At 39.3% G+C, this 22,880-nt stretch carries 25 protein-coding genes; 14 read left to right on the top strand and 11 right to left on the bottom strand.

Going from position 1 to position 22,880, the window contains the following annotated elements; all coding sequences use genetic code 11:
• Positions 1–229: 229 nt before the first annotated feature.
• On the bottom strand, positions 230–409 hold the full coding sequence (locus tag J7Q84_RS09770) for a hypothetical protein (RefSeq protein WP_209094348.1): 180 nt from the start codon (positions 407–409) through the stop codon (positions 230–232).
• 105 nt (positions 410–514) lie between these two features.
• Here J7Q84_RS09770 and J7Q84_RS09765 point away from each other — a divergent pair, with 105 nt between their 5' ends.
• Positions 515–1,204 carry an FHA domain-containing protein gene (locus tag J7Q84_RS09765; protein WP_209094347.1) on the top strand — a complete coding sequence of 230 codons (690 nt, stop codon included), beginning with the start codon at positions 515–517 and terminating at the stop codon, positions 1,202–1,204.
• A gap of 29 nt (positions 1,205–1,233) precedes the next feature.
• On the opposite strand, the gene J7Q84_RS09760 is transcribed toward J7Q84_RS09765, so the two are convergent.
• From J7Q84_RS09760 to J7Q84_RS09750, 3 genes are all read right to left on the bottom strand, one after another.
• Entirely contained in the window at positions 1,234–1,536 is a 303-nt protein-coding gene (locus tag J7Q84_RS09760) for a DUF3910 family protein (RefSeq protein WP_209094346.1), read from the bottom strand.
• A 350-nt stretch (positions 1,537–1,886) separates the two neighbouring features.
• A complete protein-coding gene (locus J7Q84_RS09755; protein ID WP_209094345.1) occupies positions 1,887–2,237 on the bottom strand; it encodes a hypothetical protein in 351 nt (116 codons plus the stop codon).
• A 148-nt stretch (positions 2,238–2,385) separates the two neighbouring features.
• The gene (locus J7Q84_RS09750) at positions 2,386–3,723 is read right to left on the bottom strand and encodes a C40 family peptidase (RefSeq protein WP_209094344.1); all 1,338 of its coding nucleotides are present in this window, start codon (positions 3,721–3,723) and stop codon (positions 2,386–2,388) included.
• A 230-nt stretch (positions 3,724–3,953) separates the two neighbouring features.
• Between J7Q84_RS09750 and J7Q84_RS09745 the strand changes: the two genes are divergently transcribed.
• Together J7Q84_RS09745 and J7Q84_RS09740 are read left to right on the top strand one after the other, a co-directional pair.
• Positions 3,954–4,748, top strand: coding sequence for a 5'-methylthioadenosine/adenosylhomocysteine nucleosidase (locus J7Q84_RS09745; RefSeq protein ID WP_209094343.1), 795 nt, complete (start codon positions 3,954–3,956; stop codon positions 4,746–4,748).
• Between the two features lie 389 nt (positions 4,749–5,137).
• Positions 5,138–5,329 carry a hypothetical protein gene (locus tag J7Q84_RS09740; protein WP_209094342.1) on the top strand — a complete coding sequence of 64 codons (192 nt, stop codon included), beginning with the start codon at positions 5,138–5,140 and terminating at the stop codon, positions 5,327–5,329.
• 259 nt (positions 5,330–5,588) lie between these two features.
• Here the strand turns inward: J7Q84_RS09740 and dat are convergent, their stop codons facing one another.
• Both dat and J7Q84_RS09730 read right to left on the bottom strand, forming a co-directional pair.
• The gene (gene dat / locus J7Q84_RS09735) at positions 5,589–6,449 is read right to left on the bottom strand and encodes a D-amino-acid transaminase (protein WP_209094341.1); all 861 of its coding nucleotides are present in this window, start codon (positions 6,447–6,449) and stop codon (positions 5,589–5,591) included.
• A gap of 137 nt (positions 6,450–6,586) precedes the next feature.
• Positions 6,587–8,497: an LTA synthase family protein gene (locus tag J7Q84_RS09730; protein WP_209094531.1), complete on the bottom strand. Its 1,911-nt coding sequence runs from the start codon at positions 8,495–8,497 to the stop codon at positions 6,587–6,589.
• A gap of 861 nt (positions 8,498–9,358) precedes the next feature.
• Here J7Q84_RS09730 and J7Q84_RS09725 point away from each other — a divergent pair.
• The 3 genes from J7Q84_RS09725 to J7Q84_RS09715 all read left to right on the top strand — a co-directional run bounded on the left by J7Q84_RS09725 (position 9,359) and on the right by J7Q84_RS09715 (position 10,573).
• Entirely contained in the window at positions 9,359–9,544 is a 186-nt protein-coding gene (locus J7Q84_RS09725) for a hypothetical protein (RefSeq protein WP_209094340.1), read from the top strand.
• A gap of 65 nt (positions 9,545–9,609) precedes the next feature.
• Positions 9,610–9,972 carry a YkvA family protein gene (locus J7Q84_RS09720; RefSeq protein WP_209094339.1) on the top strand — a complete coding sequence of 121 codons (363 nt, stop codon included), beginning with the start codon at positions 9,610–9,612 and terminating at the stop codon, positions 9,970–9,972.
• 112 nt (positions 9,973–10,084) lie between these two features.
• Positions 10,085–10,573, top strand: a complete 489-nt coding sequence (locus J7Q84_RS09715) for a metal-binding protein (RefSeq protein WP_209094338.1) — start codon at positions 10,085–10,087, stop codon at positions 10,571–10,573.
• Positions 10,574–10,738: 165 nt separating this feature from the next.
• Here J7Q84_RS09715 and J7Q84_RS09710 read toward each other — a convergent pair whose 3' ends face one another.
• Positions 10,739–11,281 carry a GNAT family N-acetyltransferase gene (locus J7Q84_RS09710; RefSeq protein ID WP_209094337.1) on the bottom strand — a complete coding sequence of 181 codons (543 nt, stop codon included), beginning with the start codon at positions 11,279–11,281 and terminating at the stop codon, positions 10,739–10,741.
• A 64-nt stretch (positions 11,282–11,345) separates the two neighbouring features.
• On the opposite strand from J7Q84_RS09710, the gene J7Q84_RS09705 reads away from it, so the two are divergent.
• Positions 11,346–11,486: a hypothetical protein gene (locus J7Q84_RS09705; RefSeq protein WP_209094336.1), complete on the top strand. Its 141-nt coding sequence runs from the start codon at positions 11,346–11,348 to the stop codon at positions 11,484–11,486.
• A 226-nt stretch (positions 11,487–11,712) separates the two neighbouring features.
• Here J7Q84_RS09705 and J7Q84_RS09700 read toward each other — a convergent pair whose 3' ends face one another.
• Both J7Q84_RS09700 and J7Q84_RS09695 read right to left on the bottom strand, forming a co-directional pair.
• On the bottom strand, positions 11,713–12,738 hold the full coding sequence (locus J7Q84_RS09700) for a cytochrome d ubiquinol oxidase subunit II (protein WP_209094335.1): 1,026 nt from the start codon (positions 12,736–12,738) through the stop codon (positions 11,713–11,715).
• Positions 12,731–14,086 carry a cytochrome ubiquinol oxidase subunit I gene (locus J7Q84_RS09695; protein WP_209094334.1) on the bottom strand — a complete coding sequence of 452 codons (1,356 nt, stop codon included), beginning with the start codon at positions 14,084–14,086 and terminating at the stop codon, positions 12,731–12,733. The genes J7Q84_RS09700 and J7Q84_RS09695 overlap by 8 nt, the downstream gene beginning before the upstream one ends.
• Before the next feature lie 223 nt (positions 14,087–14,309).
• Here J7Q84_RS09695 and J7Q84_RS09690 point away from each other — a divergent pair, with 223 nt between their 5' ends.
• The 5 genes from J7Q84_RS09690 (at position 14,310) to chbG (ending at position 17,779) form a co-directional block, all read left to right on the top strand.
• Positions 14,310–14,456, top strand: a complete 147-nt coding sequence (locus tag J7Q84_RS09690) for a hypothetical protein (protein ID WP_209094333.1) — start codon at positions 14,310–14,312, stop codon at positions 14,454–14,456.
• A gap of 399 nt (positions 14,457–14,855) precedes the next feature.
• Positions 14,856–15,158, top strand: coding sequence for a PTS sugar transporter subunit IIB (locus J7Q84_RS09685; protein ID WP_209094332.1), 303 nt, complete (start codon positions 14,856–14,858; stop codon positions 15,156–15,158).
• A gap of 13 nt (positions 15,159–15,171) precedes the next feature.
• Positions 15,172–16,485, top strand: coding sequence for a PTS cellobiose transporter subunit IIC (gene celB / locus J7Q84_RS09680; protein WP_247739186.1), 1,314 nt, complete (start codon positions 15,172–15,174; stop codon positions 16,483–16,485).
• 41 nt (positions 16,486–16,526) lie between these two features.
• Positions 16,527–16,835 (top strand): PTS lactose/cellobiose transporter subunit IIA, encoded by a 309-nt coding sequence (locus J7Q84_RS09675; protein WP_209094331.1) that lies wholly within the window; start codon positions 16,527–16,529, stop codon positions 16,833–16,835.
• A gap of 233 nt (positions 16,836–17,068) precedes the next feature.
• Entirely contained in the window at positions 17,069–17,779 is a 711-nt protein-coding gene (chbG, locus tag J7Q84_RS09670) for a chitin disaccharide deacetylase (RefSeq protein WP_209094330.1), read from the top strand.
• A 170-nt stretch (positions 17,780–17,949) separates the two neighbouring features.
• Here the strand turns inward: chbG and J7Q84_RS09665 are convergent, their stop codons facing one another.
• Both J7Q84_RS09665 and J7Q84_RS09660 read right to left on the bottom strand, forming a co-directional pair.
• On the bottom strand, positions 17,950–18,771 hold the full coding sequence (locus tag J7Q84_RS09665) for a polysaccharide deacetylase family protein (RefSeq protein ID WP_209094329.1): 822 nt from the start codon (positions 18,769–18,771) through the stop codon (positions 17,950–17,952).
• Positions 18,772–18,934: 163 nt separating this feature from the next.
• Entirely contained in the window at positions 18,935–19,993 is a 1,059-nt protein-coding gene (locus J7Q84_RS09660; RefSeq protein WP_209094328.1) for a glycosyltransferase family 4 protein, read from the bottom strand.
• Positions 19,994–20,396: 403 nt separating this feature from the next.
• Here J7Q84_RS09660 and galU point away from each other — a divergent pair, with 403 nt between their 5' ends.
• Both galU and J7Q84_RS09650 read left to right on the top strand, forming a co-directional pair.
• Positions 20,397–21,275: a UTP--glucose-1-phosphate uridylyltransferase GalU gene (galU, locus tag J7Q84_RS09655; protein ID WP_209094327.1), complete on the top strand. Its 879-nt coding sequence runs from the start codon at positions 20,397–20,399 to the stop codon at positions 21,273–21,275.
• Between the two features lie 224 nt (positions 21,276–21,499).
• Positions 21,500–22,825: a UDP-glucose dehydrogenase family protein gene (locus tag J7Q84_RS09650; protein ID WP_209094326.1), complete on the top strand. Its 1,326-nt coding sequence runs from the start codon at positions 21,500–21,502 to the stop codon at positions 22,823–22,825.
• Positions 22,826–22,880 lie beyond the last annotated feature (55 nt).

The raw sequence follows: 22,880 nt of genomic DNA, 5'->3' as shown, positions 1-22,880 counted from the left end.
GGAGATAGGCTCACGAAATGGTCAGAATAATGATTTAGAATTTATAGAGCGATAAAGTGAATAGGATGCTTTGTATCTTCTTACCCTGTACAAAAAGTAAGAGCACAGGGGGGACCTGTGCTCAGTTTTTCTTATTATCAGTACAGTATTGCTATAAGGAAGCAGTGAGTATATGTTGAAGGTTACTTTCTCTTGTGTTAACACATATTTTGCTCATGCTGATGAAGTTTCATTTTATATGTATCTCCGAATCTAAAGAATGAACTCCATTGTCGATTATTTGGTTATCCAGTACTGTACGCTTTTTAGAATAGGCCCAAGCCTGTATTTTATCTCCTGCTCCCGACATAAAAAGAGTGATAATGGTGAGTATGAGACTAAGAAACAATAATTCTATCCGTTGTTTCATGCTTTTTTTCCCTCCTCTTTACGGTATAATAGTACGAGACGTACTATTATTGTTCAATATAAGGACAATGATAATTTCATCACAAGAAAACGGAGTGGATACTAGATGATTGTTCATGCCAGCTTAATTGTAGAATATGGTGTGCCATTCCAACCAGGTTCTTATATTTCTCTAAATGATTCAGAAACAATGATTGGAAGGGCAGGAGGAGAATGGCTGCCTCATATATCATTTACGAATGCTTTTATATCACGAAAGCATGCGGTTATTCAGTATGAAGCTGGAGCGTATATGATAGAAGATTTAAACAGTAAGCACGGAACAGAGATTAATGGTGAAGCATTAATACAAGGAGAAAGCAGAACTCTTCAAAACGGAGATATAATTTCTATCGCCAAAGGTACGGTTTTGCTTCATTTTTCTTATACTAATTTTGATCAAACGTTGGATTTTGGGCCGATCCTGCGCCAGGTATCCTCTCCTTCCTTGCAAATGGAGCTCGATGCTGTTAAACAAAGGGTTTTGTATAAGGGACAAGAATATACGTTATCTTCAAAGGAATATACATGCTTGGAGCTGCTTCTGAAGCATAAAAACTCATTCATTTCAAAGGAAAAACTTAAGCAGTACGTTTGGCCGGAGCGGATGATGACTTTAGAAAATATACCGGATGTAAGCTCGGAGGAATTGAATTCATTAATGTACCGCCTTCGCAGAAGGCTTCCTGCTGATTTTCATATTGAATCTGTTCGAGGGAAGGGCTATATTCTACAAATCTATAACGAGAAAGCGTAAAAAAGAGAACTTGGTTATAGTTCTCTTTTTTATTGATGTAAGACTGCTTGCACGTATGAATCTGCTAAAATGGCATCAATAAGTGGAACAGTTTCATTTTTCCATATATAGCTAGTGCCTGAGAGGAAAGGCTTTTGGCTTCCTGCTTTTGTAAGAAATTGTTTCAGCTCATAAGTGGCTTCCTTGTCATTGGAGGTTATGACTAGTTTATAGCGGGCATCCTCGTTTGCTAACGTAAAATCAATGGAGATCATCGTATAGTGCTGTCCATCTTCATCGTATTCATATGTGCGGGGAGTACCGATCCAATCTGGTTTTTGATGCAAATTCATGATTTAACGGCTCCTTTTTCTCGATTAAATTAGGATATTTTCATCATTTGATGCTATTGTAACATGTATCTTATATTTGACAATCCACAGGACAGCTATCTGCTATCCAATAGCTATAGGATAAAGAATGAAAGTTACTAAGAACCTCTGCAATCATTCATTATGGCTGCATCAACACTGTTGCATAGTTTACAATCATGACCATAGAGGAAGCCGTTGCGTATTAGGTGAAATAAAAAACGCGAAGGAATAATTCCTGCCGCGTTTTTATTATTGTTTTTTAGTTTGCAAAATTGTAAGAGGTGAAGAGTTAACTGAAGTAACAGTTTAAACGATTCTTCTTATCCATGCTACCATTGTCCTTGACCCGGCCATTGTCCTTGACCCGGCCATTGTCCATGCCCGTGCCATTGTCCTTGACCCGGCCATTGTCCTTGACCCGGCCATTGTCCATGCCCGTGCCATTGTCCTTGACCTGGCCATTGTCCATGCCCGTGCCATTGTCCTTGACCCGGCCACTGTCCATGCCCGTGCCATTGTCCTTGACCTGGCCACTGTCCATGCCCGTGCCATTGTCCTTGACCTGGCCACTGTCCGTGTCCATGCCATTGTCCTTGACCTGGCCACTGTCCATGCCACTGTTCTTGCCCCATACCTGTTCCTGCCATTGGAGGACGGACGTCATCATCGTGATAATACATCAGCAGTCTCCTTTCAAGTTATATTCTTTATAGGGTATGTATTTAGAATAAAATGGTGTAATAGGCTAGTTGATATGTATATGCCCATTTTAAGAGAAACGATAGTGGAAAATAAAAAATGAGCCTTCTAAGAAGACTCATTTTTGTATTACATTGCTTTGGAGTAGCCTAAGAAATGCGTACTATAATAAGAGTTGCTGATATGGGTGATGGTAACGCCTTTTGAGCTGGAGGCATGAATAAAGTAGCCATCACCAATTAAAATGCCCATGTGGGATGGACCAGGCTTATATGTATCTTTAAAGTAAATAAGGTCTCCGACACTTGGAGAAGATGTTTTGCTTAAGCTGTTCCAATAGCCTTCAACAGATGTACGAGGCATGGAAATGCCGCTTTTAGTGTATACGTAGGAAATGAAGCCGCTGCAGTCAAAGCCGGTTGGGGTGCTTCCAGCCCATGCGTATGGAGTTCCTACAAGGGATTTAGCTAGTGAAATGAGTGATGTTGCTGGTTGTGCCGGTTTAACACTCTCTGCATCACCCTTCACTACATAAGCTTTGCTAATGTAGCCGACGCCGCCGTTAAATTTGATTTGAAACCAATCACCTGATTCTCCGACTACTTCTACTTGTTTTCCAGAAGTAACGCTGCCAATGGCTCCAAATTGGGTACCGGCGCCACTTCTTACATATAAGGAGCTAGCTTGGACAGTATAAACCTGTGGAGTAGATACGACTTCATTCTTAACGAATGCAACGTAGTCACCGCTGACATAACCTGTTTGCCCGTTATGGACAACCTTATACCATCCAGCTTCAATTGCTTTTACTTGCAATATATGTCCCTTTACAACTCCTCCTATAACTGGATAGTTTGTAGCAGGGCCGGTACGGATGCGAAGAGAAGAGGCTTCCACTACGTATTGTCCATCTGTCTGAACGACCGGGGGAGGCGTAGGTGTCGGTGTTGCAACAGTGGAGGTGACATAGGCTTTATTCACATAACCGACTTCGGTATTATAAGAAATTTTGTACCATCCATTTATTTCACCAATGACTTGCAGAGTTTGTCCATTTTTTACAGAACCGATGGTACTGTAGTTGGTGGCGGGACCTGTACGAACATTAAGAGCAGAGGCGTTGACTGTAAAGGTTCCTCCTGTTGGAGTAAATGCAATATAGTCCTTGCTTACATAAGCTTCTTGATTATTGTAAGAAATTTTATACCAGCCCTGTGTCTCTTCCAATACTTGTACCTTTTCACCATGAGTAACCATTCCGATAATGGGCTGGCTTGTGCTGGGGCCGGTACGAACACGAAGGGCATCGGCTTTTACTATATAATTTCCAGCGGTTGTTTCAAGCTTTTGGTTGTCGTTTTGCACAGCTCCAGCTGCAGCTGTGTCGTTTGGAGATGCGTGTACAGAGTCCACAGCGGGTACACCGATGACAGATACGGCTGCAATACTTGCGAGAACTTTTTTCATTTTATACCTATCCTTTCTATGAAAATCCCAATATGAATTTTTCCAATACTAACCAATAGTAGTTTTCTTGTCGAAAAGTGTCAATAGATATTTCTTATTCCATATATGCTAAATGCAGAGAGAGAACGAAAAGAGTCACGGGTTATTGGGAAAAGTAATTTTTATATCATATGATGTGAAATTTTTACACAAAATATATTTATTTATAAATTAAGAAAGAGGTTGAATTTATGAAGAGATATGTGCTGGTATGCTTGCTCATTTGCTTGAGTGTTGTCAATGTGGGATGGAAAGGGGAGGCTGCCGGCAAGCAGCTTCATAAATCAGTAATTGGCATTATAGGACCGATGGAGGAAGAAGTAGAAATTCTTCGTTCAAAAATGGATATTCAAGAAGTCAAAAAAGTAGCGGGTTATACATTTTATAAAGGGACATTAGATGGAAAAAATGTGGTATTGGTTCGTTCTGGGATCGGAAAGGTTAATTCTTCGGTTAGTGCTCAAATTTTGATTACTATGTTTGGTGCAGATTATTTGATTAACTCTGGAGTAGCGGGAGGGTTGAATCCGAAGCTGAAGGTAGGAGATATCGTAATTTCGAGTGATTCCGTTCAGCATGATGTAGATCAAACAGCAATCGGGCAGCCACTCGGGAAGTTTGAAGACAGTGACGTGATTTATTATAAAGCGGATAAACAGCTAATTCGTCTGGCGCAGGAGGCGGCCAAAAAGTTAAAGAATGTGAATATTTATTTAGGACGGATTGCAAGTGGAGACCAGTTTGTAGGAGAAGAACAGCAAAAGAAAAAAATTGTAAAAGTATTTAATGCAGATGCTGTAGAGATGGAGGGGGCTGCTATTGGTCAAGTTGCTTATTTAAACGGAGTGCCGTATGTTATTATTCGTGCGATTTCTGACAAAGCAGGTACTGCGGCAGGTGCTGCTTACGCCAGCTTTGTGAAGCTTGCTGCGAAAAATGCTAGTACGATGATTGAGACAATGATTCAAAACATTAATGGCAAGTAAAAGAAAAGGATGCTTAGGTTTGATAGACTTAAGCGTCCTTTTCAAATTGATATTGTTTGTAGGCAGAAAGTGAGAAAGCTAAGGAAACTTATTGATGGTAGCTTGGTTTTATTTGAATGTACTCACTGACTTTGATGATGAGGACAGAATACAGTATCTCAAACTGGAAATGCTGCGCAATATAAAAAAGAATAGTTATTCTATATATTTTAAGAGTGGTACGGCTTCCCCTTACAAGGGTACTTTCTGCTTAATTTCGTTACTGGTACTTCCTCATTATCATGATACAAGTATATGGAAGGCGAGCAGAGAAGTATTTCATGTTATCAGCTCGTTAAGGTATTTTTCCTTTCTTAAAAAATTGGTACACTTATTTTGAGGTGAAGGCAGTGAAGAGAGGGCAAAAAGCTTTAATTCTGGTATTTAGCATTTTTTTAATTTATGCATTAGGAGAGCAAATGTTTCAAATGATGTCGGATCCAAGCAACCAAACGATACTGAATTATATGGCACTTGGTGCCGGCATTATTGGTGCGGGATGTATGCTGTACGTGCTTTTTATTGTGACTAAGAGAAAATGAACGATGATGCACCCAAGCCAAGCTGTGGAAGATGCCTAATGCAAGAAGGATGAGGAATCTTGTTTGTAAATCCCAATTGTAAGGAAATAGACCGGCGGCATGAAGCAGGATGGAAAGAAAGCAAAGAAGGATGCCTGAAAATAAGAGGATAGGCAATTTCAAAGCTTGCACCTTCTTTCAAGGAATTGTCTGTATTACTATATGTATAAAGGGTGCAGAAAAATTGTTACTTTTTCATTACAAAACCTCTAGCTGTCCGCTAGAGGTTTTGTACGTATAGGATGCTTTCATGAAATGCCTTTTGCAGCTGCCTCGTAATTGGTCCCGGCATGCCTGTGCCAATAGGGCTCTCATCTAAATGAGTCATTGGCAGTACCTCTGTCGTCGTCCCGGTGAAAAAGCATTCATCCGCTTCTCTTATATCTTTTGGGGTAAATAGTTCTTCTTGCAAGGGGATGCGCAGCTTTGCGGCTAAAGCCAGGATATGCTGGCGGACAATTCCGTTTAAAATTAGGTTGTTCGCAGGGTGGGTAATAATAGTTCCGTTTTTCACTAAAAAGAAATTGGAATGGCTTCCTTCTGTTACGTTCCCATTTCGTACAAACAATGCTTCGGCACAGCCTTTTCGGTCAGCACTTGCTTTTGCGAGAACATTTGGCAATAAGTTCAGAGATTTAATATCGCAGCGAAGCCACCGAATATCCTCCTCCAAGCATGCATGTATTCCATTCTCCAGCCATGCGAGTGGTCTCTCTTTTTTGACAAGGTAAGCGTACCACGTAGGAGATGTATTTGCGGCGAAAATATGATTGCGAGTTTGAACCCCGCGAGAAATTTGAAGATATACAATGCCGTCTTCTTGAAGCCCATTTCTCTCCACGAGCTCATGCAGCCAGGCAATGAGTTCTCCTTTGGTAAAAGGCGCAGATAGCTGAATTGCATTCATAGAGCGGTATAGGCGATCTATATGGGGTTCTAATAGGTGATAAGAGCCTTTATACAAGCGGACAACTTCATAAATGCCATCCCCAAATTGCAGACCACGCTCTTCTAATCCAATGGCTGGCTGTTCAAGATTTATATTTAAAAAACGACTTTCGAATAAAATGATAGGCTCCATTTTTCCACTTCCCATCTTTGTATTGGTCTATTACCGATACGTCACACATGTTTACAAATTGGCTGTTAAGGCAGAAAATCCTTCTTTGAAACATAAAAGCCCTTGTGCATATGCACAAGGGCTGATAGTTCGTTTGTTTATTTCGGCTTAATTTGGGTTTTCACTGTACCAGATTTGATATGATTTTCTTCAAAGAAGCGAAGTAAGTCACCTTCAATAATATTATCTGACATACTTAGTTCGGTTTGCACTCTATCAAGCAACGGTTTTGCTTCTTCTTTTGGTACATTTACAGCTTCGCCTGTTTCACGAGAGTAGAATGTGCTGTTTGAATATATATATTTGTCTGTTACGAAGCTGCCGTCACGTAATACTACAAACTCTTTACGGTTCGGTGAGAATAAATCGTGACCGAACTCGATGTCATTGGAAGTATCTACACCTAATAAGCTCAGAATTGTTGGTTTCACATCCACTTGACCAGCCACCTTAGAGATTGTTTCTCCTTGTGTTTGACCTGGAACGTGAATGAATAATGGCGTTCTTTGTAGGTTGATGTGATCGAATTGCGTAATCTCATCTTTACCTAAGAACTGAGCCATAGCTTTGTTATGATTTTCAGAGATACCGTAATGGTCTCCGTAGAACACGATAACAGAATTATCATACAGACCAGATGCTTTTAGCTCTTCAATGAATTTCTTTAACGCTTCGTCTTGGTAACGGACAGTTACAAAATAACGGTCAAGCGTACCGTCGCCGGAGTTAAATGGTTCTACCATTTTCATTTCGTCATCATATGTGAACGGGAAGTGGTTCGTTAACGTAATGAAACGTGTATAGAACGGCTGAGGCAATTCCTTCAGCTTTTCTATTGACTGATTAAAGAAGTCAACATCCTTTAGACCCCAGTTAATTTTATTGTCGGCATTGATATCAAAATCAAGCTCATTAAAGTAACGATCGTATCCAAGAGATGGATACATAACGTTGCGGTTCCAGAATGTTGCGTTGTTTGCATGGAATACGGCAGTGTAATATCCTTGCTGGCGTAAAATCTCAGGTGTACCTACATACTCATTGTTCGCGTGTGTAAAGTATACAGCGCCGCGATCTAATGGATAAAGAGAGTTGTCAATTAAAAATTCAGCGTCAGATGTTTTCCCTTGGCCTGTTTGGTGGAAGAAGTTATCAAAGTAATAGCTTTCTTTCGCAAACTGATTCAAGAAAGGTGTTACTTCTTGACCGTTTACTGTTGCGTTCATCAGGAACGTCTGTGTAGATTCAAGAGAAACGACAATGACATTTTTTCCTTTTGCCATACCAAACAATTCAGAGTTCTGTACGTTATTTGCTTTTATATAGTTTTCTGTTTCAGCAAGCTTGCTGCTATCAGCAAATGCTTTTTGTGAAGTTGCTTTTGCTTGTAAGCCAACATCATACATTTGGTGGAAATATAGACCTAGGTTTTTAACAAGCATGACGCGGTCGAAAGAACGAGTTAATAGTTCTGGACGTTGTACTTCTGCAAGGCCTAAGTTCACCATGAACACCGCAATGGATGTTAAGAAATACAAAGATTTTGTTGGACGGGATACACGACCACTGCTTGCAAGACTCGGCTTTTTTATTGCCAAGTAGAATAAAACGATAACGTCAAGGAATACTACAGGTATTCTCCAGTCAAGCAGTTCCTTAACAGAAGATCCAAGGCTTCCGAAGTTAGTTGTTTGTGTTAATACAGGTAATGTCACAAAGTCATTAAAGAATCCGTAGAACATTGCGTTTCCTATCAAAATGATGGTTAAAAAGATGTTGATTCCGATTGCAATGTAATTACGTTTTCTTCCTTTAGCAAACATCGCCAGTCCTACTAAAAATAAAGATGCGGCAAGCGGACTGAGAAACAAAATAAACTCTTGCATTGGATTTTCTAATTTCAAATCAAAGCTTATGCGAGTGATAATGTACGTTTTTAGCCAAATAAATACCGCTGTTAATAAAAGTAAGCGGATGTCGTTAAATTGCGTCTTAAATTGTGTTTTAATATTATTCCACACTTATTTTCACCTCTCCCTTAAGACACTTTCTTTATCTCAAGTTCAACTTACATGAGAGCATTTTACTCCTAGCCTCTTCAAGGTGCAACTAAAACTTCCTAATTGAGAGTAACTTTTGTTGAACATACTGCTCATTATATTAAATCATCTTTCAAACTTCAAGAAAATCTTTTTAGTATACCATCCATTTTATCCCAATCATCAATGCCAGGTTGTAATAATAAAGGAGGTGAACCTTGAAAGAGGATATAATTCTCCTTTATATTGCATTACTTTGCGAGTAATGGAATTTTTACTCGATGTAATATTATGGGGCAAGGTTTCCAAAAATCAAAGATTTACATGTGTAGCTTCGTTATTGAAGTAATAGGTTACAGGAGTTTTGACAATCCCCTCCTCTAAATATAGCAGCGATGGTAGTTGGTTCGTCATTCTGTGTTTTACTATATGTATGCAAGTCTGTCCTACACATACCACATCATTCTAAATAAATTCTTCTGTATTCAAACAATTATACCGCTTCATTTTAATTCTTTTTCTATAGTTTTTTCGTGTTTCTTCCTATTATAATTAGTACTCATTGAAGGGCTGCGAACGAGGAATATACCACAGTAAAATACTCTGCAAGAATAGTATCAAAAAACAGAAATTTGACATTTTGCTATGTATGATTTTACAATAAAGTTAATTCAAAGGGGAGTAGCGTCAGGCTTTGCCTGAAACAAAGTCGTCAGTACATGGAATAACTCCATCGGCTTTGTTGGCACTTCATCGTGTCTAGCAAGACCTTTGCCAAATACGGCAGAGGTCTTTTTATTTTCTCTGCCGATTATAAAAGGGGAGAATACTATGAATACAAAACATTTACGTATTTTAAGCTTTACTGTAACACTCTTGATCATCTTAGCTTGTACGTTTCTGATCGATTCATTTTTGCTGAGATTCTATTTTATTTTTATGGGGATTATGGGGTATAACATCGTAATTGGACGCACGATTCGTAAAATGATTGTAGAGAAGGAACTGCAAAAGTAACTGCTTTTAAAATGGATATCCCTCCCCTATAATAGAGGGAAAGAAGAGCTGAAAGGGGATGTGCAATGAAAACTAAATTTTCAGCAGAGGCTTTTTGGATCAAATTGAGAGGCGGTGCCTTGAAAGCAGGACATTTAGTCGTCTATGCAAGTTTACTTTTGTTTTATGTCCTGCAAAAGCCTGATGTTCCAAAACGAAGTAAAATTATTATAATCGGGGCCTTAACATACTTTATTATTCCAACTGATGCTATTCCGGATTTTGCAGCTGGAATCGGATACACAGATGATTTTGGAGCCCTAGGCGCAGCTTTGCTGCAGGTTGCTATGTATATTGATGAAGAAGTCAAAGCAAAAGCAAAAATGAAGATGGCCGGCTGGTTTGGGGAAAATGTAGATACATCAGAAATTGATAAAAAAATACAGTAAAAGCAGCTATCTAGTCAGCTGCTTTTTTGCATGATGTTGAATGGAAAAGAGCCTTGCCAATATAGGGAAATATTGAGAGAATGAAAGAATACTTTTAATAAAGGAAGAGACTATGCCATCAGGGAAAACGCATACAAAATTAAACTTAATAGCCTTGCCTGTTATTATTGTACTTTTATTTTCATATGGGTATACGAGCAAAAGCTTTTTACTTTTCTTTACTATCGGATTTATCATTGGTACATACTTTTTAAGTCCGGATTTAGACATTCGCAGTGCGTCATATCGCAAATGGGGATTATTTCGAATTATATGGTATCCGTACCAGGTCATCATGCCGCATCGTTCGTTTTTAACTCATACATTCATCATTGGAGACTTGATTCGTTTGTTGTATTTGCTGTTTGTTCTGTCACCGATACTGTATTTTGCTAATAAAACAGTATTGAACAGTGAATTAGTAAGCATTGTCGAGTCAAACAAGACGCTGATTTTTAATTTTGTGACTGGTGTCATGAGTGCGAGTGCAGTGCATATTATAGCTGATGTGCTGAATACGAAGCGAAAGAAGCTGTTTCGAAAAAAAAGAAAACGGCGATAAAGGAGATTCCAGACTATATTAACAGTCGAAGGTAAGTCACTCCTACTATATTGTCCATGCATATAGGAATGCAAAAAGGATAGAGGCTGCTTGCATCTATCCTTTCTTGTGCTATGCAACATCCATCATCGGCAGGGAAAAAGGCTATTCTCTGCTTACGAAGGTTCACTTTACAATAACACTTTCACCAGAAAATTCTTCTTTCAGGATGCCGTATACCAGCATATCCTGCATCTTACCGTTGTGAAATTCGTGCTGCCGAAGCTTTCCTTCATATGTAAATCCTGCTGCTTCTAATAGGCGCTGCGACCTTGTATTAAAATCATATACTTCCGCGTAAATACGCTGCAGATTTTCAATATGAAACGCATAATCGAGCAAAAGAGTAAGGGCTGCAGAGCCGATTTTCTTACCCCACATTTCTTTTTCTCCAATTACTATTCCGAATGCCCCCCGTTGATGGAAGCGGTCAATGAGTCCTAATTCTGCACGGCCGACAAGTTTGTTATCAAACTCAATAGCGAATAATACGAGGGAGTCAGTAGATTTTGAAAAATACGATTCATAGCTGTTTTGAAATTGCGCGTATGTTCGTTTGCGTCCGACACCGGACATCCTGCTGATTTCCATGTCGAGTTCCCATGAATACATTTGCTCTATATCACTTTCTTGGAGGGGACGAAGTGTTACGTTCTTGGTTGTGAACATTGTAAAAATCTCCTTTTTCTTCATTGTATCATGAAGGAAGGAGCTGAGAAGGATGAAAATTTAGTTGGTTTTTAAAATTGGAACAACGTATTTGCCGGCATTTATTGTACATGGTGCGGGATATTTATCTGAAAGAGATATTGAAATGAGCGCACAAAATTATGCAGAGCATATTGTAAACGAGTCATTACTAAAACGACGATAAACTAGAAAAGGGCTATTTCGATAGCCCTTTTCTAGTTTGTAAGGAAATTCATGGATATATTTTTATCATGGTTATTATAGAAATGAGCCATGAATTTAAGTAATAGAGGCATATTAGCGCCATGCAGAAAGGATTCATTCAAACGTTTGATTAACAAACAGCCCTTTGGATGCAAAGGTGGTGCTAGAAGGGCTGCTTATTAGAGTTCCGCATGAATAGTTTCTCCTTATTTATCTCCGGCAAAGGAGCGGTCTTTGAGAAACAAATTCCAAAAGAAAATAAATCCAGGCAGTAAAATAGCAATACCAACCGCGTATAAAATAAGCAGATTGTAGAAGGTTTCCAGCTTAGTAAAGCTGTTGAATACGGTAATACTAGGGAAAACAATGTAAGGCAGATGAGCCATACCATATCCATAACTGGCAATGCCATATTGTGCAATGACTGCCAATACAGCTATCCGGGCAAATCCGAGCGAATTGCGTGCCCGATTTGTCGCCCACAGGGAAGAATATCCAACAACGAAAAGAGCAATAGAAATTGCGAACAAAGGAAACTGCTTGATTAAGTTATCCAGCATCCAATTTGCTTCCGGTTCCATTGTTACAAGTGCGAAAACGGCGGTCACTAATGTTGCTGGGCCGATAATAATAGCATTTTTCCGATAGACTAAATATGTTTCTTCAGAGCCTTGTTCACGAGAGAAGTCTGCTAAAAAAAGCGCAGATAAAAATAATTCTGATGTCAATCCAAACAGGATATACCAATAGATTGAAGGACTGGAAAGAAGCTTTCCAAACAGCAACGTTTCTCTGCCATCCACCGATTCAATGAATCCGCCTTGTGTTACTGGTATCACAGTGATTAACAGAGCAGGAACTAGTAAGCCGGTGATACCGGAAATGATACGCAGAGATTTTTCATGACGCGGAAGTGAGTAGGCAAACACCATGAAAGTACTGCGAATGGCAATAAGCAAGAGAATTAATGTGACCGGTAAAAACATGGCTGTTGCCAATGAATACATGGCTTTTGGGAAAAAACCGAGAAAGGCTACAACCACGAACACCAAAATCGTATTTGTTAACTCCCATGTTGGAGATAAATATTTATTAGCGAGTTTGCCGGCAAGTGTACTATGATTCGCATAGATCATGCTCCAGAATCCGGTGCCGAAATCAATGGATCCTAAAATGCTGTAAACAAAAATAACACCCCATAATATTAAAATCGCAATGCTTTCTTCATGCATTATGTGTATGGCCTCCCGTCTCAAATTCCTCTTCCAAAGGATGACGTCTAAAGAAGGTGCGCAGTACGATAATTGTTAAGACCCCAAGTCCGATATAGAGAAGAATAAACAAAAAGAATAACGGTCCTACAAAGTCAGCTCGAGTAGCTGCCTCAGTCGTTTTTTGAAAGCCGTAAATAGTCCAGGGCTGACGGCCGCTGCAGCTGAAAATCCATCCGAATTCTATGCCTAAGATAGAAATCGGTCCAATGGCTGCAATCGACCAAAGCAGCCATTTCGGAAAAGAACTATCTCGCTTTCTATGAATGAAATACCAATAGGCAAGGGCGAGACCAGAGACTGCAAACGAGAAGACGGCTGTACCTACCATTAAATTAAAAAAGGTATGGGTATAAAAAGGCGGCCATGTTTCTGCTGGAAATTCATACAATCCTTTGACCACTGTCTCAGGAGTAAATCCTGCTAAAATACTGAGCATAGAAGGGATTTCTAGCCCGTATTTTACTTCATGTGTGTCTGGGTCCACAAAGCCTCCAATCGCAAGCGGAGCATGTGACTGAGTTTCAAACAATGCTTCAGCGGCAGCGAGTTTTTCAGGAGAATGCTCATGTAAGTTTATTGCAGAAGAGTGACCAGAAACCCACATTAGCAGCCCTGTAATGAATGTAGCTAGCAGAGATAGCAACAATCCTTTTTTATGGTAGGCGATTTCACGTGTGCTTCTGTTGCGCTTGAATAATTTGTACGCTGCGACTGATGCGACAACAGCAGCACCTGTTGCGTAGGCGGTAATGATGACATGAAAAGAGCCGGTTACAAAGCTCGGATTAAAAAATGCCTCCCACGGATTCACATTATAAATAGTCCCGTCTTCCCGCATTGAAAAGCCGGCAGGAGTATTCATCCATGTGTTTGCTGATGTAATCAGCACAGCAGAAGCAGTCGCTCCTAGAACAACGAGAAGTAAAGAAAGGACGCGCATAAACGGCGTTAATTTGTTCGCTGCATACACATAAATAGACATGAACAATGCTTCTAAAAAGAAAGCAAAAATCTCAATTTGAAACGGAACGGCGATTACTTGGCCGACAATTTTAGCAAACCCCGGCCATAGAAGAGAAATTTGCACGCCGACAATGGTGCCGGAAGGAATAGCAACTCCGAGCAAAATAGCAAATGCCTTTGTCCATCGCTTGGCCATGATAGAATAGTGGATATCCTTTTTCCATTGATACATTAATTCCATCATTAGCATCATAAGTGAAAGTCCAATACCAAGTGTTGCAAAAATGATATGGAACGCTAGAGAGGTTCCAAAAAATGCTCGCGACAATGTAACTGTATCCATAAATCAAACGTCTCCTTGGTTTTTAACATTATTTTCCTTGTTTTTGGTAAAATTATTCAGATTTAGCAAGGAATAAATTTTTATTTTTTACAGGTTTTTAATTTTGAAAATTTTTAAAATTATAATAAATCGATATATTGTTGCATTTTTCTTTAGAGTTTTTTATAATTAAACTTCGAACAAACGTTCTTTTATTTTGAGATGTTAGTTAAGGAGGACTTCTATGTATCTGGACACAATTAATAAAATGGCCTTTTCTCAAGAGCATAAAGACTTGCTTCTGAAACTTTATAATAAAGAGATTTCTAGAAGAGAATACGACCGTTTAGTAGAAGCTTTATTTCACCCTGTCCGCAAGGAAGGTATTTAGTACATAAATAGAAGCGCAGCTATGAGAAGCTGCGCTTTTTTATATAACTCCACTTTATAATGCATCAATGGAAGTATAGTAGAGTAAGAGAAGGTATGGGTGAAATGGGAATTTTTATTAAAACAGGAACAGGAAGAGCTTAGTAACATACTCGTGTAACATGCTAGGGGATAACTTCTCGTTAGAGACTGGATTAGGCTTCTATCAGCAGTGGAAAAGTAATTTCCGGCTGATAGAAGCTTTATTTTATATGTATAGCCTGGTTGAAAAACTTTCTTTTCAGCTTGTCATACACTTGAAAACGTATACATAAATATAAAAATACAAGCGTATGTAAACAGAGCTCGCAAACCTACACTTTCATTTGCATGCGCAGATTATGTTTAAAGGAGGCAGGGAATGAATATTTTGCTGTGCTGTGCTGCTGGAATGTCAACAAGCTTGCTTGTTTCGAAAATGGAGCAGGCAGCAAAGGAACAGGGAATGCAATGTAAAATCTGGGCAGTCTGTGGAAGTGAGGTGCGCGAGCATATTGAACAGGCCGATGTTCTTCTTATCGGTCCGCAGGTAAGGTATTTGCTGAAGCAAATGCAAGAGCTTGGTAAAGAGAAGGGTGTCCCTGTTGATGTAATTAATACGGTTCATTACGGGATGTGTAACGGCGAGGCTGTATTGAAGACAGCGGTTTCAATGAAACGATAAGGAGGAACACAGCATGAGTAAGGTAAACGGGTTTTTAGAAAATAAAGTGATGCCGGTAGCAGGCAAGATTGCCGCACAGCGCCATTTACAAGCGATACGTGACGGTATCATTTTAGCCATGCCTCTTTTAATTATCGGATCTTTATTCTTAATTATTGCGTTTATTCCGATTGATGGGTACGATACATTTATGGCTGATGTGTTTGGCGACAGTTGGCGCAGCGCCTTACTATATCCTGTAAATGCGACCTTTGATATTATGTCGCTCGTCGTCGTCTTCGGGGTCGCTTATCGACTGGCTGAGCATTACAAGGTAGACCCGCTCGGGGCAGGAACTGTGTCCTTAGCAGCCTTTCTGTTAGCTACGCCATTTCAAGTATCGTTCTTGGCGGAGGGAGCTACACAGGCTGTTATCGTAGGAGGAGCTATTCCTGTTGCATTAATGGGAAGTAAGGGATTATTCGTGGCCATGATTTTAGCGGTTCTTTCTACTGAAATTTACCGCTATATTATTCAAAAGAAGATTATCATTAAAATGCCAGCAACGGTGCCTCCAGCAGTATCACGTTCGTTTACAGCACTTATTCCGGGATTTTTCGTCATCGTTGTTGTTTGGATTATTCGCTTGATCTTTGAACATACACACTTCGGCAGTATTCATAATGTTATTGGTGACGTGCTGTATGATCCGTTAAGCAAATTAGGAGCCAGCTTGTTTGGTGCTATTGTTGCCGTCATTCTTATTCAACTGCTCTGGTCTTGCGGGATTCACGGAGCAGCAATTGTTGGCGGTGTTATGGGACCAATTTGGCTGTCTTTAATGGATGAAAACCGCATGGCATTTCAAGCAGGTCAGGATCTGCCGAATGTAGTAACACAGCAATTTTTTGATTTATGGATTTATGCAGGAGGATCAGGAGCTACGTTGGCCCTTGTTATTGCTATGCTTATAAAAGCAGAAAGTCAGCAGATGAAGAGCTTAGGGCGTTTGGCTATCGGACCGGGTATCTTTAACATTAATGAGCCGGTTACATTCGGGATGCCGATTGTCTTAAATCCACTTTTACTTATTCCGTTCATTCTGACGCCAGTGGTGTTGGTTATTACAACATATCTTGCGATGGATTGGGGATGGGTAGCAAGACCGAACGGAACAGCAGTACCGTGGACGACACCATTGATTTTCAGCGGATACTTAGCAACAGGAGGAAAGATTTCTGGTGTAGTCATGCAGCTAGTTAATTTTGTGATTGCCTTTGCTATTTATTATCCATTCTTTAAGGTATGGGATCGTCAAAAGTTAGCAGAGGAAACATCAGGGAATTAATGATAGGCTTGAGGAAGCATGCATGAAATGGAGTGAGCAAAGTGAATTCAACAGAAACCATTGCGTTTCAAATCATATTGCATGGTGGAAATGCACGGAGTGATGCAATGGAAGCTATGCAGATGGCAAAAAGCGGTGATAGTACCGAAGCAAGAGAAAAGCTCCTGCAAGCAGGAGAAGAACTGAAGAAGGCTCATAAATTTCAAACAGAGCTTATTGGAGCAGAAGCACGAGGAGAACGTTCTGAGCTTTCTATCTTATTGATTCATGCCCAAGATCACCTCATGAATGCAATGACAGTGAAGGATTTGGCTGAAGAGATTATCTCTTTATATGAAAAAATAAAGTGAACAGCAGGCCCTGCTAAATTAGCAGGGTTTTTTTATACAAAGAAGCGGAATATTGAAGAAGTAGGAGGGTATACGCAGACTTCAGGATATATGGGCGGCGGTTCCAGCTAAGTACAACTGTAATAAAAAAGCGGCATGCACGAGCAGCCGCTTTTTTAAAAGATAAAATTAATACCGTTATAGCTCACTGAGACATGCATATAATGTAGTACGAAGGCGGAAAGGAGAAGGCGATGAAAAAGTTGATAGTAAATGCAGATGACTTTGGATTAACGAGAGGGGTTAACCATGGCATTATAGATGCTCATGTGAATGGGATTGTTAATTCGACGACGATGATGATGAATATGGTGGGGACAGAGCATGCTGCAGAGCTTGCAAAGCAGCATCCGACTTTGGGGGTAGGTGTGCATCTTGTATTGACTGCAGGGCAGCCTTTGCATACGAACGTGCGGTCTTTAGTGGACGAAAATGGTTTGTTTTATTCTAATCAATCCTTAAGAAGCAGAGTGATAAATGAAAAAGAATTGGAAGCAGAATGGACAGCGCAAATTGAGAGATTTTTTTCTTATGGTTTAACTCCTACACATTTGGACAGCCATCATCATGTCCATACGCTAGAGCAAGCATACCCTGTATTTTGTAAGCTGGCTAAAAAGTATAACTTGCCGGTGCGGCGCTCTGTTATTTATAGTGATAAAGAAGTTAATGTGTTTTCAGATCAATTTTTTGTCGATTTTTATGGAGACGGAGTATGTAAAGAATACTTTCAAATATTGCAAACTCGGGTACAGGATGGAGAAACAGTAGAAATCATGTGCCATCCAGCTTATGTAGATGAAGGTTTGCTTCGTTGTTCTTCTTATACCTTAAAGCGGGCAGAGGAGCTTGAAATTTTGACAACATCTAAGCTCCCGAACGGTTTTGAACTTGTTCGGTTTTAATTGGTAAAAAAACAAGCTCGTTACTGGCGGTTTAGTAAAGTGTCCCCATTGCCAAAGGCAGTGGGGACACTTTTTTCAAAGGTTTTGAATAAGGTTTTGTATTTAGGACTTTTAAGGCTTTTATCTCTGCATTAAGGTAGCTCTAGTTCCTTACTGATGAAAGCTTCAACCTATAGTCGTTCATCTTTCCAAAAATTCACTCTAATATGGTGATAGGGATTGTATTCTAATAAGGTATATCCTTTCGAGCGCAGATAATCAATGATTTGAGGCAAAGCTTGGACAGTGGTTTGCTTATCGTGTAATAAAATTACTTCTTCTCGGTCATTTGCATGCTTCCTAATAGTTTGTATGATTACAAAGGGCTTATGCTTGTTTTCCCAATCGTTAGTGTCAACAGTCCAATCCCACATTTTGAAATGGTGGTGTGATAAGGCATCACGATAATGATCGTTCAAGTAAGGCATGCTGCCGTAAGGAACGCGGATTAAGTCAGTATTATATCCGATAAGGCTGTTTAATAGAGCTTTTTCTTGCTCCATTTCTTGAATGAGAGAATCAGGAGTTCCGCCATATAATTTTTTAGGGTCATGAGACATGCTATGCAGGCCAATATAATGTCCTTCCTGGGCGATACGCGACACTATATCTTTACGGCGCTGAACTTGAGAACCGATTAAGAAAAAGGTTGCTTTTGCTTGTTTTTTCTGTAAAATATTCAAGATTTGTGTTGTGTAGCGATTAGGACCATCATCAAATGTTAAATAAGCCACTTTTTTTGTATCTCGCAGCTCGGCTTCCCCTGCGATCATATACTCTCGTTTTAAGCGAGACGTTTCACTTGTAAACTGTTTGATTGCAGTAACGCAGCTTCGGCTGTGGTGAGGGTGAAACGAAAGCTGTATGAGATGTACATCAGCTGAGGAAGAAAAGGCTGTGAATAGAAGGGACATGCTCAATAAGAGATAAACCAGCACCAGTCTTTTCATCATGCTTTTCACCCGTTTCTTATGCTTGTACTATTAGGGTATTCAATGATGGAAAGGATAAACAAAGTATATTTTGGAAAGAAATGATAAAAAAACCGTTTCCTCTAAAAGGAAACGGAATAAATTGGCTGAATGAAATTTATAGGTTTGGCTATACTAGCTGATATTATTGTCTTCCTGTTACTTTTCGATAAAACGTAATAATAGGCTTATAACGCTCATGTACTAAACCAATCATTTCGGCTACTAATTCTACTGCTATCACTAAGGCGAACAATAGAAGAACGGACAACCATAGTGCAGAAGAGGAGAAGATAATCGCATTTACGCTGAAAAAGATACCGAATACATAAATGAGAAGCACTGTTGTTCTATGAGAGAATCCTAGTGCTAACAAACGGTGATGTAAATGAGACTTATCTGGTGCCGAAATAGGTTTTTTGTTAACTATACGTCGTAAAATAGCAAAGATAGTATCGAAAATAGGAACACCTAAAATAATAATCGGTACAATAAAACTGAATAAAGTAACACTTTTATATAAGCCCAGCAAGGATAAAATGGAAATGCAATACCCAAGGAACAAAGCACCCGTGTCCCCCATAAATATTTTGGCAGGATGGAAATTGAATACTAAAAATCCAAGTGTACTTGCTAATACCACTAAAGCAATTGTAAAAATCATGAAGCTGCTTCCTTGAAAAGCCATAAATCCGATTGTAGCTAGGGCAATAGAAGAAATTCCTGCAGATAACCCGTCCAGTCCATCAATAAGGTTAATGGCGTTTGTAACGCCAACAATCCAAAGGACAGTTAAGATGTAAGAAAATACTCCTAAATCATATTTTCCTAAAAATGGTATAGTGATATATTCCATTGTTAAACCGCTTTTAACGATAAGAAGCGCTACTAAAATTTGCCCCAAAAACTTTTTCTTAGCTGAAAGCTCATACATGTCATCGAGTATACCGATAATGATGATTACAAAAGCACCTACCACAATAGAAGTCATTCTCTCGTGGTATAGTCCACTTACAAAGTATCCCACAACCACACCAATAAAAATGGCTAAACCGCCAAGTCGAGGCATGATCTTCTCATGCACTTTACGAGCATTCGGTTTGTCAACTGCGCCTATCTTAACTGCCAGCTTCATTACGAGTGGAGTCGCGATTAATACAGCAACAAAAGAGGCGAGAAATGTATAAATAACTTGCGAATTCACTCAATATCACCCTTAACACAGTTTATAGTGATCTGTAATATTCTCTAAACCTTCAAGAATTCTGACAGTTTTGGATGCAACTCATTAGTTATCGTATCATAAAAATTGTAGAAATCAATCTTTTTTTATCGTAAAAATTGTGTGCAGTAGTTACAATACAGTTACAATTTATTTACAAAAAATAAAATTGTTTTCTTACTGTATGTTTCCACATTACAGAAAAAATAAAGAGGAAAAAATAAGGTATTTTTTTGGTATATCATAGAGGAATATACAGATGAGATTAAATATTCTGTATATTCTTTTTTTTATGATGTCAACCTGACCTGTTTTTTGCTACTATTAGTTTAAGATGTTTGATAATAATGGTTCTAATTCACTTTGTCTTATGGGGGGTATGATGTTGAAAAGGATTCGAAAAGCAATTATACCAGCAGCAGGTCTTGGTACAAGGTTTTTGCCTGCAACAAAAGCGATGCCTAAAGAAATGCTTCCGATTATTGACAAACCAACTATTCAATACATAGTAGAGGAAGCTGTAAACTCTGGAATTGAAGATATTATTATTGTTACAGGTAAGGGGAAACGAGCAATTGAAGACCATTTTGATCATGCTTTTGAATTGGAGCAAAATTTGCTTGAAAAAGGAAAGTATGAACTGTTAGAAAAGGTTCAGGCTTCTTCTAATATGGTCAATATACATTATATCCGCCAAAAGGAACCGAAAGGGCTCGGACATGCGATTTGGTGTGCTCGAAACTTTGTAGGAGATGAACCATTTGCAGTGCTTTTGGGAGACGATATTGTACAAAGTAAAACGCCGTGTCTTCGTCAGCTCATGGATGAGTATGAACGTACATTTTCATCTGTTATCGGAGTAATGGAGGTCGAGGAAGAACAGACTTATCGTTACGGTATTATAGACCCGATTAAGGAGGTTGGAAGACGCTATCAAGTGCGGCAATTTGTTGAGAAGCCTGCACCAGGTTTTGCTCCTTCCAATTTAGCGATTATGGGGCGATATATTTTAACGCCGGAAATTTTCTTGTTTCTTGAAAAACAGCAAATCGGAGCAGGAGGAGAAATCCAGCTTACAGATGCTATTAGCGGTTTAAATGAGATACAAAGGGTATTTGCCTATCGTTTTGAGGGAAAACGTTACGATGTAGGTGAAACACTAGGCTTTGTAGAGACAACTATCGAATTTGCTCTCCAAAATGAAGAATTAAGAGATCAGGTTATAGAGTTTATGAAACAAAAGCTTCATGAAATGGTAAAATAAAGAAACCTCCGTCAGATTACTGGCGGGGGTTTCTTTATTTAAGAAATAAAATTAAGGGAATGTAAAGAAGATTGTAGTTGTGTGAAGTCAATCTTTATATAGTTAAGCCCGTATTCGATTAGGGTTTTTGGCAGGATAACCACCTTTTAGCGAGAAGGTAGTATGTTGTAATGACGAAAGAGTACTGTACTTTTGGATGAAGATGATAGTTAGAGGAGGTAATTATGAATATTACAGTTGTTGGTACTGGATATGTAGGTCTTGTAACAGGTGTAGGTTTGTCTCATATAGGTCATAGCGTTACATGTTTAGATATTGATCAGCATAAAATTGATGGGCTACAGCAAGGGATTGCGCCTATATATGAGCCGGATTTAGAAGATATGATGAAGCAAAGTATACAAGAAAATCGTCTTTCTTTTACGAGTGAGCCGCAAGCAGCATATGGAGATGCAGACATTGTATATATTGCTGTAGGGACGCCTGCTAACTTTGATGGTTCTGCTGATTTGAGCTACTTAGCTCAAGCATGTTCAGATATCGGTACTTACATAACAAAAGATGTAGTAGTGGTCACGAAAAGTACAGTGCCTGTCGGAACGAATGATAGAATAAAAAAGATGGTTCAAGAGCAGTTGAAAAGAGATGTACATATTCAAATGGTCTCCAACCCAGAGTTTTTACGAGAGGGCTCTGCCGTTCATGATTTCTTTCATGGAGATCGAATTGTCGTAGGAGCGGAGACACTAGAAGCTGCTGCTACGATGGAACGTATATACTCGTCTCTAAATATAAGCATATTTCAAACCGATATACGAAGCGCAGAAATGATTAAATATGCATCTAACGCTTTTTTAGCTACAAAAATCAGCTTTATCAACGAAATTTCAAACATCTGTGAAAAAGTCGATGCCGATGTGGAAGCAGTTGCATTGGGTATGGGGATGGATACTCGTATCGGATCCTCCTTTTTACGGGCGGGGATCGGATATGGAGGATCTTGTTTTCCGAAAGATACGGATGCTTTAGTGCAAATTGCAGGAAATGTTCAGCATGATTTTCAATTATTAAAGGCTGTGATTGATGTGAATAATAAGCAGCAGGCATCATTGGTCGAAAAAGCAAAAAGTGTAATGAAAGAAGGATTGCAAGGAAAGCAGGTGGCTGTACTTGGTTTAGCCTTTAAGCCTAATACTGATGATATGAGAGAGGCTGCTTCGCTTGTTGTGATTAAACAGCTTTTGGATGAGAAAGCCATAGTAACTGCTTATGATCCTGTGGCTATGCAAAAGGCCAAAAGCATGCTGCCTAGCGACGTGCGTTATGTCTCTTCTATTGATGAAGCTATTGTGAATCAAGACGCAGTTTTTATTGTTACGGAGTGGAAAGAAATCCTAAACTATCCGCTACAAAATTATGAAGCGCTTATGAATTGTCCTTTACTGTTGGATGGGCGAAACTGTTATTCACTAGAAGCAGTACAACGGCACCAAATAGATTATTATTCTATTGGCCGGGCGCCAGTGATCTGTAATCGAATTGTTACATAAAAATAATAAGCAGGAGGGCAGCTTCATATGGGATTTCTTGCTTTTACGAATAATA

The sequence above is a fragment of the Bacillus sp. 165 genome, from assembly GCF_017742235.1.
GTDB lineage: Bacteria > Bacillota > Bacilli > Bacillales > Bacillaceae_G > JAGHKQ01.
Note: the sequence above shows the minus strand (reverse complement) of the source record. Positions and strands in the feature narration are given on the sequence as shown.

What these genes read in the sequence shown, in the direction of transcription:
- dat (WP_209094341.1), bottom strand. Translation starts at nt 6,449, where the DNA reads ATGGAGCCTATCATTTTATTCGAAAGTCGTTTTTTAAATATAAATCTT.
- J7Q84_RS09710 (WP_209094337.1), bottom strand. Translation starts at nt 11,281, where the DNA reads ATGTTCACAACCAAGAACGTAACACTTCGTCCCCTCCAAGAAAGTGAT.
- J7Q84_RS09765 (WP_209094347.1), top strand. Translation starts at nt 515, where the DNA reads ATGATTGTTCATGCCAGCTTAATTGTAGAATATGGTGTGCCATTCCAA.
- J7Q84_RS09725 (WP_209094340.1), top strand. Translation starts at nt 9,359, where the DNA reads ATGAATACAAAACATTTACGTATTTTAAGCTTTACTGTAACACTCTTG.
- J7Q84_RS09685 (WP_209094332.1), top strand. Translation starts at nt 14,856, where the DNA reads ATGAATATTTTGCTGTGCTGTGCTGCTGGAATGTCAACAAGCTTGCTT.
- J7Q84_RS09650 (WP_209094326.1), top strand. Translation starts at nt 21,500, where the DNA reads ATGAATATTACAGTTGTTGGTACTGGATATGTAGGTCTTGTAACAGGT.
- J7Q84_RS09700 (WP_209094335.1), bottom strand. Translation starts at nt 12,738, where the DNA reads ATGCATGAAGAAAGCATTGCGATTTTAATATTATGGGGTGTTATTTTT.
- J7Q84_RS09690 (WP_209094333.1), top strand. Translation starts at nt 14,310, where the DNA reads ATGTATCTGGACACAATTAATAAAATGGCCTTTTCTCAAGAGCATAAA.
- chbG (WP_209094330.1), top strand. Translation starts at nt 17,069, where the DNA reads ATGAAAAAGTTGATAGTAAATGCAGATGACTTTGGATTAACGAGAGGG.
- J7Q84_RS09745 (WP_209094343.1), top strand. Translation starts at nt 3,954, where the DNA reads ATGAAGAGATATGTGCTGGTATGCTTGCTCATTTGCTTGAGTGTTGTC.
- J7Q84_RS09665 (WP_209094329.1), bottom strand. Translation starts at nt 18,771, where the DNA reads ATGATGAAAAGACTGGTGCTGGTTTATCTCTTATTGAGCATGTCCCTT.
- J7Q84_RS09750 (WP_209094344.1), bottom strand. Translation starts at nt 3,723, where the DNA reads ATGAAAAAAGTTCTCGCAAGTATTGCAGCCGTATCTGTCATCGGTGTA.
- J7Q84_RS09760 (WP_209094346.1), bottom strand. Translation starts at nt 1,536, where the DNA reads ATGAATTTGCATCAAAAACCAGATTGGATCGGTACTCCCCGCACATAT.
- J7Q84_RS09715 (WP_209094338.1), top strand. Translation starts at nt 10,085, where the DNA reads ATGCCATCAGGGAAAACGCATACAAAATTAAACTTAATAGCCTTGCCT.
- J7Q84_RS09770 (WP_209094348.1), bottom strand. Translation starts at nt 409, where the DNA reads ATGAAACAACGGATAGAATTATTGTTTCTTAGTCTCATACTCACCATT.
- J7Q84_RS09755 (WP_209094345.1), bottom strand. Translation starts at nt 2,237, where the DNA reads ATGTATTATCACGATGATGACGTCCGTCCTCCAATGGCAGGAACAGGT.
- J7Q84_RS09695 (WP_209094334.1), bottom strand. Translation starts at nt 14,086, where the DNA reads ATGGATACAGTTACATTGTCGCGAGCATTTTTTGGAACCTCTCTAGCG.
- J7Q84_RS09720 (WP_209094339.1), top strand. Translation starts at nt 9,610, where the DNA reads ATGAAAACTAAATTTTCAGCAGAGGCTTTTTGGATCAAATTGAGAGGC.
- celB (WP_247739186.1), top strand. Translation starts at nt 15,172, where the DNA reads ATGAGTAAGGTAAACGGGTTTTTAGAAAATAAAGTGATGCCGGTAGCA.